10 protein-coding genes are annotated in these 16,085 nt (G+C 62.0%); 3 read left to right on the top strand and 7 right to left on the bottom strand.

What is annotated here, in order from left to right:
- The first annotated feature begins 478 nt into the window (after positions 1-478).
- Positions 479-2,485, top strand: a complete 2,007-nt coding sequence (locus tag ACFPN2_RS16220) for a M12 family metallo-peptidase (protein WP_380598289.1) — start codon at positions 479-481, stop codon at positions 2,483-2,485.
- Between the two features lie 394 nt (positions 2,486-2,879).
- Positions 2,880-3,812 (top strand): DnaJ C-terminal domain-containing protein, encoded by a 933-nt coding sequence (locus ACFPN2_RS16215; RefSeq protein ID WP_380598287.1) that lies wholly within the window; start codon positions 2,880-2,882, stop codon positions 3,810-3,812.
- An 88-nt stretch (positions 3,813-3,900) separates the two neighbouring features.
- Here ACFPN2_RS16215 and ACFPN2_RS16210 read toward each other — a convergent pair whose 3' ends face one another.
- The 3 genes from ACFPN2_RS16210 to ACFPN2_RS16200 all read right to left on the bottom strand — a co-directional run bounded on the left by ACFPN2_RS16210 (position 3,901) and on the right by ACFPN2_RS16200 (position 6,778).
- Positions 3,901-4,287 (bottom strand): response regulator, encoded by a 387-nt coding sequence (locus ACFPN2_RS16210; protein ID WP_380598285.1) that lies wholly within the window; start codon positions 4,285-4,287, stop codon positions 3,901-3,903.
- A 311-nt stretch (positions 4,288-4,598) separates the two neighbouring features.
- Positions 4,599-5,228 carry a response regulator FixJ gene (fixJ, locus tag ACFPN2_RS16205; RefSeq protein ID WP_232831029.1) on the bottom strand — a complete coding sequence of 210 codons (630 nt, stop codon included), beginning with the start codon at positions 5,226-5,228 and terminating at the stop codon, positions 4,599-4,601.
- Positions 5,225-6,778: a PAS domain-containing sensor histidine kinase gene (locus ACFPN2_RS16200; RefSeq protein WP_380598283.1), complete on the bottom strand. Its 1,554-nt coding sequence runs from the start codon at positions 6,776-6,778 to the stop codon at positions 5,225-5,227. The genes fixJ and ACFPN2_RS16200 overlap by 4 nt, the downstream gene beginning before the upstream one ends.
- A gap of 68 nt (positions 6,779-6,846) precedes the next feature.
- Here ACFPN2_RS16200 and ACFPN2_RS16195 point away from each other — a divergent pair, with 68 nt between their 5' ends.
- Complete coding sequence (locus ACFPN2_RS16195; protein ID WP_380598281.1) at positions 6,847-8,910, top strand: EAL domain-containing protein; 2,064 nt, start codon at positions 6,847-6,849, stop codon at positions 8,908-8,910.
- A 31-nt stretch (positions 8,911-8,941) separates the two neighbouring features.
- On the opposite strand, the gene pyc is transcribed toward ACFPN2_RS16195, so the two are convergent.
- The 4 genes from pyc to gshA all read right to left on the bottom strand — a co-directional run bounded on the left by pyc (position 8,942) and on the right by gshA (position 16,006).
- Positions 8,942-12,388 carry a pyruvate carboxylase gene (gene pyc, locus ACFPN2_RS16190; protein WP_380598279.1) on the bottom strand — a complete coding sequence of 1,149 codons (3,447 nt, stop codon included), beginning with the start codon at positions 12,386-12,388 and terminating at the stop codon, positions 8,942-8,944.
- A gap of 189 nt (positions 12,389-12,577) precedes the next feature.
- Positions 12,578-13,894 carry a GGDEF domain-containing protein gene (locus tag ACFPN2_RS16185; protein WP_380598277.1) on the bottom strand — a complete coding sequence of 439 codons (1,317 nt, stop codon included), beginning with the start codon at positions 13,892-13,894 and terminating at the stop codon, positions 12,578-12,580.
- Complete coding sequence (locus tag ACFPN2_RS16180) at positions 13,837-14,061, bottom strand: hypothetical protein (RefSeq protein ID WP_380598275.1); 225 nt, start codon at positions 14,059-14,061, stop codon at positions 13,837-13,839. Before ACFPN2_RS16180 ends, ACFPN2_RS16185 begins: the two co-directional genes overlap by 58 nt.
- 361 nt (positions 14,062-14,422) lie before the next feature.
- The gene (gshA, locus tag ACFPN2_RS16175) at positions 14,423-16,006 is read right to left on the bottom strand and encodes a glutamate--cysteine ligase (RefSeq protein WP_380598273.1); all 1,584 of its coding nucleotides are present in this window, start codon (positions 16,004-16,006) and stop codon (positions 14,423-14,425) included.
- Between the last annotated feature and the right edge of the window lie 79 nt (positions 16,007-16,085).

Below are 16,085 nucleotides of genomic sequence, written 5' to 3'. Positions count from 1 at the left end.
CCGCGGCGAAGCTTTGCAATGCACGTTCCATGCCGCGACGAACGACCGAGCGTGACCGCTAGCCTTCAGCTTACCAGCAGCGTGACGGTAAAAAACTGATTGCGCACGCACCAGTTTAGCGCGCGATTCAGGCCCGCCGCGCGCGTTTGGTGCAGCCGGTGGATTGCACCCCTCAGGCGCCGTCCGGGGCTGGAAAACCAGCGTGGTCGGATTCGGCCCCCCAGGCTTTATAGGGTGGTTCGGTCACTTTGCCGAAATCAAACCTTCATCGCAGTATTGAACACTGGCACGTGATCCAGATCGCGTCCTCGCGCAAATGGCCCGTTGGTGCTGTTGTCGGCCTCACGGCCGTGTGCGAAAAGGTGCGCGGTCATAACAACAGCAGCGGGTTCATCGATCGATGGGAGGCGGGACGCATAACGGCGCCAGGCTGTCTGGCGGACGCCTTCATTGGCTCGCGGCTGTCGTTTGCAGCGCTGTGACCGGTTCCGCATTCGGTCTCGACCGCAGCGACTCGCAGATTCTTTATTACGAGCCCATCCAGCTCACCGCGCCGGCCCCGACCGCCGGCCAGCAGAAGTCGTCTTCCCAAGCGCGCGAACTGCAGTTCGACGCGTATGGCCGCCGCTTCGTCGTGACGCTCGAGCCGAACGACAAGCTCTCCTCGCTGATTCAGCGCAAGTCCGGCACCAGCAGCGACCTCACGCTCTACCGTGGCAGCATCAACAACGCCGCGGGCTCGTGGGCCCGCCTGTCGATGGCGGACGGCAAGATCGAGGGCATGCTGTGGGACGGCTCGGAGCTGTATGTCATCGAGCCGGTGGAAGAGGTCCAGGACTCGCTGCCTGCGAATACGCCGGCCGACCCGGATGCCACCGCCATCTTCCGGCTCAAAGACGTCGTGATGGCGCCCGGCGCCGCTTCGTGCGGTTCAGACACCAGCACTCAAGCGAGCAGCAAGGGCTCCGATGCCTATAGCTCCATGCTCGCCGAGCTGAAAGGCTCGCCCGCGATCATGCAAGCGGTCGGCGCGACCAAGCGCATCGAAATCGCCGCACTCGGCGACGTCCTGTTCATGAACCGCTTCGGCACCGAAGCGCAGGCGCGCGATGAGATCCTGCGCCGGCTCAACAACGTCGACGGCATCTTCAGCTCGCAGCTCGGTATCGAGATCAGCGTGCCCAGCATCGACATCGGCGACTCGCTGTCCGCCACCACCAACGCGTCATCGCTGCTCAATGAGCTGGGCGATCTGCGCAAGCGTTCGCCGAATCTGTACTCGCGCGGCCTGACGCACCTGTTCACGGGCCGCAATCTGGATGGCACGACGGTGGGCATCGCCTTCGTCAACTCGGTTTGCGATCGTCAGTACGGCGCCGGCCTGACCGAATCGAGCAACACGCGCTGGGTGGAATCGTTGATTGCCGCTCACGAAATCGGCCACAGCTTCGGCGCGCCTCACGATGGCGATTCGACTCAGGCGTGCGGCAGTACTCCGGCCGGCTCGTATCTCATGTCGCCGTCCATCAATGGCAGCGACAAATTCTCTTCATGCAGCTTGAACATCATGCAGGCGCGGGCCGCGGGCGCGAGCTGCGTGACCGCACTGGCCAGCGCCGATATCGAAGTGGATGCCAACCTCGGCACTCTGCAGCGGCCGCTCGACGATTCGTTCCAATGGAATCTCACTGTGCGCAACGTGGGTGGCGTGACCACTGCGAATGCACGCGCCGAGATTCTGCTGCCGCCGGATCTCACGATCGAAGAAGCGGTCGTGACCGGTGGCTCGTGCACGAGTGGCGCGGGCGTCGTCCTGTGCCAGTTGGGTGATATCGCTGGCGGCAACTCGGCGGTGGTCAATCTTTCCCTGCGCAGCGAAGTCGCTACGTCACATTCCATTTCGGTGGATGTGACTGCTGCCAACGAAAGCAACCTGACCAACAATCACGGCGCGGGCACGATCAGCACGCTGCCGGAAGTGGACCTCTCGGTGAGCTTGCAGGCGCCGGCCTCCATCGCGGCAGGTACGTCCTTCAACGCCACGCTGTCCGCCGCGAACTTATCCGACGATAGCGCCGACACCGTGCTGGTCACCGTCGCCCTGCCCGCGGGAGTGACGGCTTCCAGCGCGATCTTCGGCGGCACGGACTGCAGAATCGGCGACGGCACCATCACCTGCACGCTGCCTTCGCTGGCCCCGGGCGCGAGCGTGACTGGCTCCGCGACGCTGAAGGCCACCACCACCGACAACGCGGTACTTCAGGCGCAGATTTCCAGCGGGCAGATCGATCCAGTCGCGGCCAATAACACGGCGACGACCACGGTCACTGTCACCGGCTCGGCGATGTCCGCCACCCAGACCGCCAACTCGGGCGGCGGCGGTGGCGGCGGTGCTGCCGGCTTTGGGCTGCTCGCCCTGCTCCTGGGCGTGCTCGGCTTGAAAAATCGTCAGGCGCGCCTCATCCGCTCACTTCCCCGTCCGTGACGCACAGGCCGTGCTGGGCAGGATGCCCGAATGCCGGGGGCGCAGGGACGCGCAGGACCGGCCGCTTGAAAGCGCGGTTGTAAGCGCCATCTACGTCGCCATACACGGACAATCCGTGCCCCATTCCATGGGCGGCTTAGGGCCTGTGAACACTCATTGGATGGGCTGCGACGAGCTATTGCGGTTCAGGGCTAGGCGGGACGACCGCCGTGTACTCTCTGTACACAAGGGAGGAGCAACGACGTCCTGAACCGCAATAGCTCGTCCCATCAAAGGTATTCATTCATTATGGGTTGCGTCTCGCAACGCAGCCCATCCAATGAATGTTCACAGGCCCTAGTATCGGTCGCTTGTAACGGCCCGACGCGGTTCGGGCGTGAGGTGTAGTTTCGCCGTGCCTGAATACAAGGATTACTACAAGATCATGGGCGTCGCCCGCGACGTCGGCCAGGACGAGCTCAAGCGCGTCTATCGCCGGCTCGCGCGCAAATATCATCCTGACGTCAGCAAGGAAAAGGATGCCGAAGCCAGGTTCAAGGAAGTGCAGGAAGCCTACGAGGTCCTGAAGGATCCGCAGAAGCGCGCCGCTTACGATCAGCTGGGCAGCAACTGGCGGCAGGGCCAGGAATTCCGTCCGCCGCCGGATTGGGGCCAGAACTTCGAGTTCTCGAACGCGTTCGGCGATCAGGAAGGCGGCTTCAGCGATTTCTTCTCATCGCTGTTCGGTGGCGCCGGTGCCGCTCGCGGCGGCGGTCGCGCACGCGGGGCCGGTGGACGAGGTTTCGCCATGGCGGGCGACGATCAAGTCGCGTCCATCGAAATCGATTTGGAAGACTCGTTCCGCGGCGGCTCGCAGACCATCGAGTTGAAGAGCGGCCACGGCGCGGCGCGCACGCTGAAGATCACGATTCCTCAAGGCATCGTCGAAGGTCAGCGCATTCGTCTCGCCGGTCAGGGCAGTCCCGGTCACGGCGGCGGGCCGGCGGGCGATTTGTATCTCGAAGTAAAATTCCGCAAGCACAAGTTGTTTCAAGTGGAAGGTCGCGATGTGACTTTGACATTGCCGATCGCGCCGTGGGAAGCGGCGCTCGGCGCCACCGTACCGACACCGACGTTGGCCGGCGCGGTCGACTTGCGCATTCCAGCGAATGCGAAAGCGGGACAACGCATGCGACTCAAAGGTCGCGGCCTGCCAGGCACGACCGCGGGAGATCAATACGTAGTATTGAAGATCGTATTGCCCCCAGCCGATACGCAGGAAGCACGCGAGCTATATGAACGTATGCAACGCGAGTTGCCTTTCGATCCGCGAGCGGAGCTGCAGTAATCGCCAACACGCCCGCCCCGCCGAAGGTCCCAGATACCAACGCACTCACCCCGCCGGAGGCGGGGTGAAATTATTCTTGAGACTATTCTCAGTGAGTGTGTTGAGAATGATCGAGTAGATACGCCACGCGACGCACGATGGACAAGTCCACGTGCGTCTTCTCGATAAAATCCACCGCCCCCTCGCGCATGGCCGCCACCGCGGCGCGCACATCCGCATCTTCTCCCAACAAAATCACGGGCGTCGACGTGTGATTCGCGCGCAGGCGCTTCAGCAGGTCCAGGCCGGACATGCCGGGCAAGGTCATATCGGTGATCAGGCAACCGCCCCGAATGCCGAACGGCGACGCGAGATAGCTTTCAGCGCTGTCGTAATCCTGAACATCCGCGTTCAGCTTACTCAACAAAGAACAAAGCATTCGGCGGTCCGTTGCGTCGGCTTCGATTACTGCAACGATGGGGCGGGAGTACGACACAACAAAAATAACGATGTGAGCTGCGCTGAGAAAAAAGCGGCCACGGCCACTGTGCTAGGAAAGCCCGAGCCGCAGGGAGGATTGGGGGCGGTGGACTCGCCTGTGGGCCGTGGTCGCATGCTGTTATCTTGGCCGAGCGCCACCCGTGAAAAAGTCGCACTTGTACTTAAGGAAGGCAGCGCCGCTGAACGCTGCTTCGCCGGGTTTTTAAGGGTTTTTTCTAGGGTCGGACCAAGCGAATCGCCGATGGCCCGCAAGCGTCTGTCAGCTCAGCAAAATCATATCCACCACACACATATGTATACGCACGTTCACACTTGACCGACTTCCAGCACCATGCGCACCAGATGCGCGAGCGAGGATGCCTGCATCTTCTCCATCACCCGCGCGCGGTGGATTTCCACGGTGCGTTGACTGAGCTTCAGATCGCCGGCGATCACCTTGTTCGCTTTGCCGTGCACGACCAGGTCGAGCACTTCGCGCTCACGCGGCGTCAGTGTTTCTAATCGGCGACGGATATCGTTGCGCTCGCCGAGCGCAGCGCGATTGCTGGTGTCCTTCTCGAGTGCCTGATTGATACGGTCGATCAGATCCTGATCGCGAAACGGCTTCTGGATGAAGTCGACCGCGCCGGCCTGCATGGCCTCCACCGCCATCGGCACGTCGCCGTGCCCGGTGATGAAAATGATCGGCAATATGGAGTGCTTTTCATTCAGCTTCTGTTGCAGCTCGAGTCCCGACATTCCCGGCATGCGAATGTCGAGCACCAGGCAGCCCGGGCGATCCTCGCTGTACGCCTCGAGGAATTCCGATCCCGCACCGTACGTCTCGACCGATTGCCCGACCGACCGAAGCAGCAGCTTCAGCGCGTCGCGCACCGCCGAGTCATCGTCGACGACGAAGATCGTGGGCCGCTGGTTGGTCACGCTAGCTCTCATCATTGCTGACTCCCTGCTGACGCCGGCACTGCCGGCAGTGTGAAAAAGAATCGCGCTCCGCCGCCGGGATTGGCGCTGCACCACAGCTTGCCGCCGTGAGCGCGAACAATGGACCGGCTGATCGACAGGCCGAGTCCGGTGCCACCGGGTTTGGTGGTGAAGAAAGGATTGAACAGCTCGGCCATCGCCGCCGGATCGACGCCGGTGCCCCGATCGGCCACCATGAATTCGACATCGCCTTCGCTGTCCACCGAGGTTCGCAACAGGATCTCCCGGCGCACTTCGGGCACCGTCAACATCGCATCGATACTGTTACGAACCAGGTTCAAGACCACCTGTTGAATCTGTACCGCGTCCGCCTGCACTTGCGGCGACAACGACGAGGGCTCGAGCACCAGCCGCACACCGTTGTGTCGCGCGTCGGTCTGCGCGAGCGTCACCACGTCGTCGAGCAGGCGATTCGCTTCGATCAATTCCCGCCGCACTTCCCGATTCTTGACGAACGTGCGCAGTCGGCGAATGACCTCGCCGGCACGCAATGCCTGCGCGCCGATGTGATTGAGCGCGGCCTCCACTTCTTCCTGCGAGAAGTCGTTGGCCGCGATCAAGCGCTGACAGGCCTGCGCATAGGTCGCAATGGCCGTCAGCGGCTGATTCACTTCGTGCGCGATGCCGGCCGCCATCTCACCCATGGTGGAGATACGCCCGAAGTGGGCGATCCGGTCCTGCATCTGTCGCGCTTCGTCTTCGGCGCGACGACGGTCGGTAATGTCGTGCAACGTCCCCACTTGTCTCAACACTCGTCCATCCGGTCGACGCGTTGTCTGCGCAATGTGATGCACATAGCGCAGCGAGCCGTCCGGATGAATGACCCGATATTCGATGTCCATGGAGCGTGCGCTGGTTTCCAGCTCGTCGCGCGCCGCTTGCCAACGCGCGCGGTCGGCGGGATGAACCATCGGCTCGAGATATTCATACACCCCGATGTACGGTTCGCCGTAACGACGCCCCAACACACGATAGAGATGCGGTGACCAGTAGTCCTCGAACTTGCCGTCGGCATGCACGACATAGTTGCCGAGGTTCGCGATCTCCTGCGCGATGGTCAGCTGCGCCTCGCTACGACGAAGCGCTTCCTCAGCGTTCCGTCGCACGGTGATATCGCGAATGAACCCGACGAAGCGCGGCGGGTCCGTGCCCTGCACCCGACCGACCGCGAGCTCGGCGGAGAACTCGCTGCCGTCCCGGCGCTTGGCCAGCAGCTCGCGCCCGATGCCGATGATGCGAGGCTCGCCGGCTTCGATGTAATGACGAAGGTAGTCGTCGTGCTGCGAGCGGTACGGCTCGGGCAACAGGATATTGACCTTCAGCCCGATGACCTCCTGCTCGTTGTAACCGAACATGCGCTCGCCGGCATGGTTCAACAGCTCGATGCGCCCCTCATGATCGAACAGCACAACGGCATCGACCGCCGCGTCCAGCACGGCCTGAAATTCACGCTCCAGCCTGTGTGCGCGCTCTTCTTGGGGTTCGGCGACTCGCAGTAGCGTCATAGGCCCGATCTAACCACGCAAGGCAGCACCGTGGAAGTAGTGGCTGCCGCGATATACTCCCCGCTCAAATGCCCGCAACCGTTTTGCTCATCGATGCGAACGCCGAGGACGAGCAACTGTTCCGCGAGGAACTGGCTCTGATCCGCGAGCAGCCATTCGAGCTGGAAGTGGTTCGAACCCTGGCCGAGGGGCTGGTCCGGCTGCGCCCGGGTCAGGCCCCTGTCGACGTCGTGCTGCTGGACCTGCATCTGCCCGACAGCCTGGGCCTCACCACCTTCCTGCGGCTGCAGCCCAAGGCCGCCGACCGGCCCATCATCGTGCTGGTCGGCCAGGTCGATGAGGAGCTGGGGGTCGAGGCAGTGGAGCGTGGTGCGCTCGACTACCTGATCAAACAACAGGTGGTCAGTACGCTGCTGAACAAGGCGCTGCGCTACGCCACCGAGCGCACCCACACCCTGCTGGCACTGAAGGCCTCCGAGACCCGTTACCGCGAGTTGTATGAAAACGTGGTTGCCGGCGTGTTCCAGACCACGCCCGACGGCAAGTTCATGGCGGCCAACCCGGCGCTCGTGCGCCTGCTCGGCTACGCCAACGAGGACGAGCTGCTGGAGCTGCGGATCGAGCGCGACCTTTATATGTATCCCGAGGAACGCGACAACTGGCTGCGGAGCATGGCGGTCGCGGGCGAGATCCGTAACGCCGAGCTGGTGTTGAAGCGCAAGGACGGCCGCAAGATCGTCGTGCTGGAGAACTCCCGCGCGGTCCGCGACGAGCAGGGCCAGGCCATCTACTACGAAGGCACGCTCACCGATATCACAGAAGCGCATGAATTGTCCCGGCAGTTATCGTACGAAGCGAGTCACGACGCGCTCTCGGGCCTGATCAACCGGCGCGAGTTCGAGCTGCGTCTGCAACGGGCTCTGGACTCGGTACAGTCCGGCTCGACGCACGCGGTCTGCTACCTGGATCTGGATCAGTTCAAGATCATCAACGACACCTGCGGTCACATCGCCGGCGACGAATTGCTCCGGCAACTGGCGCAAGTGCTGCAAGGTCGGGTTCGAAGCAACGACACGCTGGCTCGCTTGGGCGGCGACGAGTTCGGCCTGCTGCTCCATGACTGCGGCGTCGACGATGCGATCATGGTGGCCAACGGCCTGCTCAAGGCGGTCGAGCATCACGCGTTCGTGTGGGGGAATAGCACGTTCACGGTGGGCGCGAGTATTGGACTCGTGCCGGTCACGCCGACCTTCCGCCGCGTCACTCAGGTGCTGCAGGCGGCCGATGCGGCCTGCTATGCGGCCAAGGATCAGGGCCGCAATCGTATTCACGTCTATCAGGAAGACGACTCGCTGGTCGCGCAACGGCACGGCGAGATGCAGTGGGTCGCGAGAGTCAAGCGAGCGCTCAACGACAACCGGTTTTTTCTCGAAGCGCAACCCATCGTGCCGTTACAAGGCGATCGGCAAGCCAAGCGCAACTACGAGTTGCTGGTTCGCATGCGGGACGAGTCGGGGCGAGTCGTGCCGCCCGGCGCGTTTCTGCCGGCGGTCGAGCGCTACAACCTGTCGCAACGACTCGATCGCTGGGTGATCACCACGGCCCTGCAATGGATCTCGACGCATCGTGCGCAGATCGAGCGCGTGTCGAGGATTTTCATGAACCTGTCCGGCGACTCGGTAGGCGACCCGCAGCTGCAGGAGTTCATCCGCCAGTCCATCATTGAGATGGACGTGCCGCCGGAACGGATCGGCTTCGAGATCACCGAGACCGCAGCCATCGGCAATCTCACGCGCGCGAATCAACTGATCGCCGGTTTGCGGGAGCTGGGCTGCGCGTTCGGACTGGATGACTTCGGCAGCGGCGTGTCTTCGTTCGCCTATCTCAAAGCACTGACGGTCGACTATCTGAAGATCGACGGGCTGTTCATCGGCAACATCGTCACCGATCGCATCGACTATGAGATGGTCCGGTCCATCACCGACATCGGCCACGTGATGGGCAAGAAAGTGGTCGCCGAGTCCGTTGAAAGCCTGCAAGCGATGGAGAAGCTGCGACTGATCGGCGTGGATTTTGTGCAGGGCTTCGCGATCGGGATGCCGGTGTCGATGGAATCGATCGGGGCCTGGTAGCCCAGGCCCTCAGTCCAGCTTTGTCCAGGGATCAGGCCAGCACGACCAGCAGATCCTTCGCATCCACCGTCTCGCCCGTTCGGGTCACGACCTCGCCAATCGTCGCATCGCGATCCGACCGGACCGACGTCTCCATCTTCATCGCCTCAATCGTCAGCAGCACGTCGCCGCGCTTCACCTTGTCTCCCTGGCGAACGGCGACGGTTGCGACGGTGCCGGGCATCGGGGCGCCGACGTGGTTGGCGTCGGCGGGCTCGGCCTTGCGACGAGGAGGTTTGAGGGCGACTTGGCTGCGGTCGGGGACCTTTACGGAGCGGGGCTGACCGTTCAGCTCGAAGAACACGGTGCGCGTACCATCTTCATGGCTGTCGCTCACAGCGACGAAGCGCACGATGAGGGACTTGCCTCGATCGATGTCGACCGTCACTTCGTCGCCCGGCTCCATGCCATAGAAGAACAAGGGCGTCGGCAACACGCTGACACGGCCATAGTCCAGCCGGTTCTTCATGTAGTCGAGGAACACCTTCGGATACATCAGGTACGAAGCGAATTCCTCATCCGTGATCTCTCGCCAGGTCTTGCTCTGCGCATCGTCGCGCGCCTTCTTCAAGTCGATGGGCGCCAGCACCTCGCCCGGCCGGCCCGTCATCGGCGCCGCGCCCTTCAACACTTTCTTCTGCAAAGCCGCCGGGAACCCGCCATACGCCTGGCCCAAATCGCCACGGAACAACGAAACAACCGATTCCGGGAACGCAATCTCAGTGTTCGGATCGAGCATCTGCTCGGGAGTGATATTGCTGGTAACCATCATGATCGCCATGTCACCGACGACCTTCGACGTCGGCGTGACCTTCACGATGTCACCGAACATCTCATTCACCTTGGCATACGCACGCGCCACTTCCGGCCAGCGCACATCGTCGATGCCCAGGGAGCGCGCCTGCTCGCGCAGGTTGGTGAACTGTCCGCCGGGCATGCCATGGACATACACCTCGGACGCGCCCGAACGCAGATCGCTTTCGAACGCGCTGTAGCAGTGACGCACCTGTTCCCAATACCCAGACAGCACGCGCAGATTTTCCGGATTGAGCCCGGAATCGCGCGGGCTGTGCCGCAGCGCTTCGACGATGGAACCCAAGTTCGGCTGCGACGTGAGCCCGCTCATCGCATCCAACGCGCCATCGACCGCATCCGCGCCCGCATCGATTGCAGCCAGCACGCTCGCGGCCGCGATGCCGCTCGTGTCGTGCGTATGGAAATGCACCGGCAGACCAATCTCTTCCTTCAACGCCTTGACCAGCGTGTAGGCCGCGCGCGGCTGACACAAACCGGCCATGTCCTTGATGCCGAGAATATGAGCGCCCGCCGACTTCAACTCGCGCGCCATCGACAAGTAATACTTCAGGTCGTACTTGGTCTGGCGGGGATCGGACAGATTGCCGGTGTAGCAAATCGCGGCCTCACACAGCGCGCCGGTTTCACGAACCGCGTCAATCGCGACGCGCATGTTTTCAACCCAGTTCAGCGAGTCGAACACGCGGAACAAGTCGATGCCCGACTGCGCCGCCTGCTTCACGAAGTACTTCACGACGTTGTCGGGATAGTTGGTATATCCGACCGCGTTCGCCGAACGCAGCAGCATCTGTAACAGCAGGTTCGGCATGGTGCGACGGAATTCCTGCAAGCGCTCCCACGGGCACTCATTCAAAAAGCGCATCGCCACGTCGAACGTCGCGCCGCCCCAGCACTCCACCGAGAACAGATCGGGCAGCAAGCTCGCGTAGTAAGGCGCAATCGCCTTCATGTCATAGGTGCGGAAGCGGGTCGCTAGCAGCGACTGATGCGCATCTCGCATCGTTGTATCGGTGAGCAGCACTCGTTTCTGCTCGAGCATCCACTGCGCGAACTTCTCCGGTCCCAGCTCATCGAGCTTCTGCTTGGTGCCGGCCGCCGGCGTGGGCAATTCGATCTTGGGCAACTTCGGCTGCACCAGCCGCTGCGGACGCGGTCGTGACTTCACTTCGGGATTGCCGTTCACGACCACATCGCCGATGAAGTTCAACAAACGCGATGCACGATCTTTCTTGCGCGGGAAGCGGAACAGCTCCGGCGTTTGATCGATGAACTTGGTGGTGTATTCAGCGGACGCGAACTGCGGGTGCAGAATCAGCTGATCGAGGAAGCGCAGATTCGTCACGACGCCACGAACGCGGAACTCCCACAACGCGCGATGCATACGCGCGATCGTCTCAGCCGGCGTCGGCGACCACGCCGTCACCTTCACCAGCAGGGAATCGTAAGAGCGCGTGATGATCGCGCCCGAATACGCCGTGCCCGCATCGAGTCGAATGCCAAAGCCCGCCGGGCTGCGATAAGCCGTGATGCGGCCGTAGTCCGGAATGAAGTTGTTTTCGGGATCTTCGGTGGTGACGCGACACTGCATCGCGTAACCATTGAGCCGAATGTCTTCCTGATTCGGCACGCCGCTCTCGGCATCGCCGATCCTCGCCCCTTCGGCGATCCGGATCTGTGCGCGCACGATGTCGATGCCAGTGACGGCCTCTGTCACTGTGTGCTCGACCTGCACGCGCGGGTTCACTTCGATGAAATAAAATTTGCCGCTGTCGGCGTCCTGTAGGAACTCCACCGTGCCGGCGTTGAGATAACGCACGGCGCGGCCGATCTTCAGCGCCTCCTCGCACAGCGACTGGCGCTGCTCGGCACTGAAGAACGTCGCGGGCGCACGCTCGATCACTTTTTGATTGCGGCGCTGAACGGTGCAATCGCGCTCGAACAAATGCACCAGGTTGCCGTGGGCATCGCCTAACAGCTGAACCTCGATGTGACGCGCGCGTCGGACCAGCTTCTCGAGATAAACCTCATCGTTGCCGAAGGCCGTCTTGGCTTCGCGCCGGGCGGTGGCCACCATTTCCGGCAGTTCCTTTTCGGTCTCGACGATGCGCATGCCACGCCCGCCGCCGCCCCAGCTCGCCTTGAGCATCACGGGGAAGCCGACCTCGCGCGCCAGGCGCAACGACTCCGCATCATCTCTGGGCAGCGGCGGCGTCGCGGGCATCACGGGCACGCCGGCCGAGACCGCGAGGTTGCGCGCCATCACCTTGTTACCCAGTCGACGCATGATCTCCGGCGTCGGGCCGATGAAGATCAGACCCGCGGCGGCGCAGGCTTCGGCGAACTCGGGGTTCTCGGACAAGAAACCATAGCCGGGATGAATGGCGTCGACCTGCGCAGCCTTCGCGATGCGCACGATGTCGGCAATATCCAGGTAAGCCTCGACCGGCGTTTTGCCTGCGCCGACCAGATAGCTCTCGTCCGCTTTCATTCGATGCAGCGAGAAGCGGTCTTCCTGCGAATAGATCGCGACAGTGCGAATGCTGAGCTCGGCCGCGGCGCGCATCACGCGGATGGCGATCTCGCCGCGATTGGCGATCAGCAGGCTCTTGATCTTCTGGGGCATGACAACACTCGCCGCCCGCATCAACCGCCGGGCTTTGTAGTAATCGATGGATGGAGCTGCCGGTGGCAGCGAGATCCAGCGATCATAGCCGCCAGCTCATCCCCTGCAAGACCGAGGCCAATAGGGTTTCGAGATCAAAGTATCGGCGGCGGCGATGACACCGCCGGTCATCGCGTTGACAGCGCTTTCTTAGTGCTCGGCGCCGGCTGCCGCGGCCGCTTCCTTGCGAAACGAGCCGGTGGTGAGGTCGCCGTATTCCTTGTCCATGATGACGATGCAATCGCGGCCGCGCTCCTTGGCAGCGTACAGCGCCTCATCGGCGAGCTGGATGAAGCCGTAGTGACTGCGATCGCTCATCGGCTGGACGCACGCGATGCCGATGCTCACGGTCAGTCGTTTGCCCGAGATCGGCGACGCGCCATGGGTGATGGCCAGCGATTCGATGCCGGCCTGGATCTGTCGCGCCATGTCCTCGGCATGTTGACGACTCGCGTCGTAGAGCACCATCGCGAACTCCTCGCCGCCGTAACGAGCCGCGATATCCAACGGTCGGCGCGCGTGACTGCTCAACGACCAGGCGACCCGACGCAGACACTCGTCGCCCGCCTGATGACCGAAGCGATCGTTGTAGGCTTTGAAATGATCGATATCGATCATGAGCAAGGTGAGCGGCCGGCCCTCGCGCGCCGCCTGGGCCCAGACCCGATCGACGTGCTCGTCGAACGTGCGACGGTTGGCGATGCCGGTCAATCCATCACGGCGCGCCGTTTCCATCAGCAGCTGCGACTCGAGAAAGTTGGTGCGGTTGGCGCGCTCCAGCGAATAACAAACAATCGCACCGATCGCGTTGGTGAACAGCAATACACCTACATCGACCAGCCGTTGTGGCGCCGGCATGCCGGCGAGCGTGGCGATGATGGGATAGGAAATCAGCACCAGCAGCGACGCGCTTAGCGCCGGACGGAAAGCCAGGCCCAGCATCAGATAGTTATAGATCATCGCCAGCACCACCGAGGCGATCAGACTGACGCCTTGAGTGGCCGCGATCACCGCGAGCACCACCACGCCGATGCCGAACAGCGTGGCCCCATACGGGCATATGATGGGATACCAGCGTTGATATAGCCGGGTGTGCACCAGCAGGAGCGCGATCAGGAAGATCGGCCCGAGCACCGTGAGCCGAATCAGATCCAGCGGCCGGTTCACCGCCGCGGGCAGCACCAGATGATTGATTGCTGAGAAACCGATGACGAAGCCGATGCCCAGCAGCAGATTACGACTGATCTGAGCGCGGTTCCTGGCGAGATGCGAGCGCCGGAAGCGCCGTTCCAGATCGCGATCGTCGAACTTGAGGCGCGGAAAGCCGCGCTGGAGCTGCAGCGCGTAAGCAGACTGGGGCGGCGCCTCTGCACCGCCTGCGTAACCTGTGTTTGCCGCCGGCTCGGGGATTAGATCGAATCCTGATGTTTGCGACGGTCGCGCGCGTCCTTGATCAAGCGGCGCCATACTTCGTAGGCATCCCAGCCCCCGGTGGATCCGATGTTCGGTTCGATCACCGTGTCGATGCCGACCTCCGGCGCCGTCAGGGCGATAGCGCTTCCGAGCTGATCGGCATTGGCCGCCGATCCTCCACTGATGATCTGGCTGATGGCAGGTTTGATTAGTGTGCTCATAAAAGTCAGTCGGCGGAGCGCTCTCACGCAGCTTCGAATGAAAAAAACGTGCCCATGTTATTTCTCACCCGACCGTAAAAGCGTGCGCAGTTCTCAGTTTCGGAACCTTGGGCGTCTTCGTTGAGACTTCCGTGCGCGAGACACTCGACAGACGTGGGTACGCATTCGAAATCGCTCGATTATGTTCAGCGATCGATGCGCTAGCCAGGAAGCCGAATGTAACTCTCGCTATAAACTTGTGCTAGTCGGTGCGAAAAATAATATTCACCCGCTAAATCGCGGCGCTGCGATATCTGGATTCGCACGAGCTGTTTGAAATTAAACCGCTGACGAAAAGGCTCAGCTCGAGCGGCGCCGAACTCTATCTTGCAAAATACTTGACCAGGAACTGGTCGAAAGTCATGTCGTCGGCGGCTTCGACCGCGGCCTGTCGCTCGAGCGACTCGCCGGCTTCGGCACTGAATTCCGCCAAGCGCTGTTCGTTGGGCGGGTACAGGTCCAGAAAGTACGCTTTGTGCACGCGGGACATCCGCAGCGCGAACTGAGCAAAACTTTCCCCGGTGGTTCGCAACTCTTGCAAACTTCGCGCCGACGGTGTGCGGTCCACGTCGTCGATCTTGGTCTGTTGCAAATCCAACGCGGCGGTGTACGGCTTGCGCTCATCGCCTTGATCCAGCAGCTCGCAGATGCCGCGCATCGAGTCGATGAGCTCCAGCGCCCAGGTTCGTAATTCTACGGGCCGCCCATTGCGCTTTAGTTTCAATCCCGGCTCACGGCCGCGCCGCGCGACCACGGCATGATTGGCGTCCAGCTGCGCCTGCTCGCCGGCGTCGATGGGATCGCTCTGTTTCAGTACACACAGCGCCGCGAATGCTTCCAAAAAGCGCAGCTTGTTTTGATTGACACCGACCGGATCGAACGCGCTCACGTCGAGCGCGCGAAACTCGACATATTCCACGCCGCCACGACGCAACGCCTGCGACGGATGCTCGCCGGAGCGGGCCACCCGCTTGGGCCGGATATAACTGTAATACTCGTTCTCGATCTGCAGCAGATTGGTGTTGAGCTGCCGATACTCGCCATCCACCTTGACCCCGAGCTTTTCGTATTCCGGATTCGGCGTGCTCACCGCCGCCGTCAGATCGCGGACATATTCGTCCAGACTGTTGACGGAAATCTCCACGCCGGCCTGACTCTTGTTGCGATAACCCAGATCGCTCATCCGAAGCGAAGTCGCGTGCGGGGCATAAAGCGTGCCGGGCGCGAATGTTTCCAATTGATGATCGCGGCCGCGCACGAATGAGCTGCACAGTGCCGGCGAGTTGCCGAATAAATACAAAATCAACCAACCATGGCGACGATAATTTCTTAGCAACGAGAAATATTGCGCCGAGATGAACTCCTGCCCGGCCTGCGACTCTTGCAAGACTTCGGCCAGCACCGGCCAGAACGTCTGTGGAAAGGAGTAATTGAAATGCACGCCGGAAATCGCTTGCATCATCCGGCCGTAACGATTGCCCAGCCCGAGCCGGTACACCTCTTTCATCTGCCCGATATTCGAGCGGCCGTAGCGTGCAATGGGAATCTCAGCGTCGCCAGTCAGCATGCAGGGCATGCTGGTTGCCCAGAGCAGCTGCTCGCCGAGATGGCGGTAGACGAACTGATGCAGGTCGCACAGATATTGCAGGAGCTGCCAGGACTCGCGGAACGGCGGCGTCACCAGCTCGATCAGGCTTTCCGAATAATCGGTGGTAATGTGCTCGTGAGAGAGTGCCGAGCCCAGCGCGATAGGATGGGGGCTGTGCTCGAGACGGCCGTCGGGCGAGACACGCAACGACTCTTTTTCCACGCCCTTCAGGCCGTTCTGCAGGACACGCGGCTCGCGGGTGTTGATCAGCGTCGCCAGGCGACGCTCAAAGGCGCGGTCGATGCCGGAGCTGCTCATGTCTGATGGGAACTGGAAAAGGCCGGCAAGTTTCCCGAGGCGCGTCCGACGCGTCAAGCGTCAGGCGGGCATTACACAA

This window comes from Steroidobacter flavus (genome assembly GCF_042651805.1).
Taxonomy (GTDB): Bacteria; Pseudomonadota; Gammaproteobacteria; order Steroidobacterales; family Steroidobacteraceae; genus Steroidobacter; species Steroidobacter flavus.
The sequence above is the reverse complement of the archived record's forward strand: the minus strand, read 5'-3'. Positions and strand labels throughout refer to the sequence as shown.

Coding starts and splice junctions, on each gene's coding strand:
- fixJ (WP_232831029.1), bottom strand. CDS start 5,228: ATGATGAGAGCTAGCGTGACCAACCAGCGGCCCACGATCTTCGTCGTC.
- ACFPN2_RS16200 (WP_380598283.1), bottom strand. CDS start 6,778: ATGACGCTACTGCGAGTCGCCGAACCCCAAGAAGAGCGCGCACACAGG.
- ACFPN2_RS16195 (WP_380598281.1), top strand. CDS start 6,847: ATGCCCGCAACCGTTTTGCTCATCGATGCGAACGCCGAGGACGAGCAA.
- pyc (WP_380598279.1), bottom strand. CDS start 12,388: ATGCCCCAGAAGATCAAGAGCCTGCTGATCGCCAATCGCGGCGAGATC.
- ACFPN2_RS16185 (WP_380598277.1), bottom strand. CDS start 13,894: ATGGCGCCGCTTGATCAAGGACGCGCGCGACCGTCGCAAACATCAGGA.
- ACFPN2_RS16180 (WP_380598275.1), bottom strand. CDS start 14,061: ATGAGCACACTAATCAAACCTGCCATCAGCCAGATCATCAGTGGAGGA.
- gshA (WP_380598273.1), bottom strand. CDS start 16,006: ATGAGCAGCTCCGGCATCGACCGCGCCTTTGAGCGTCGCCTGGCGACG.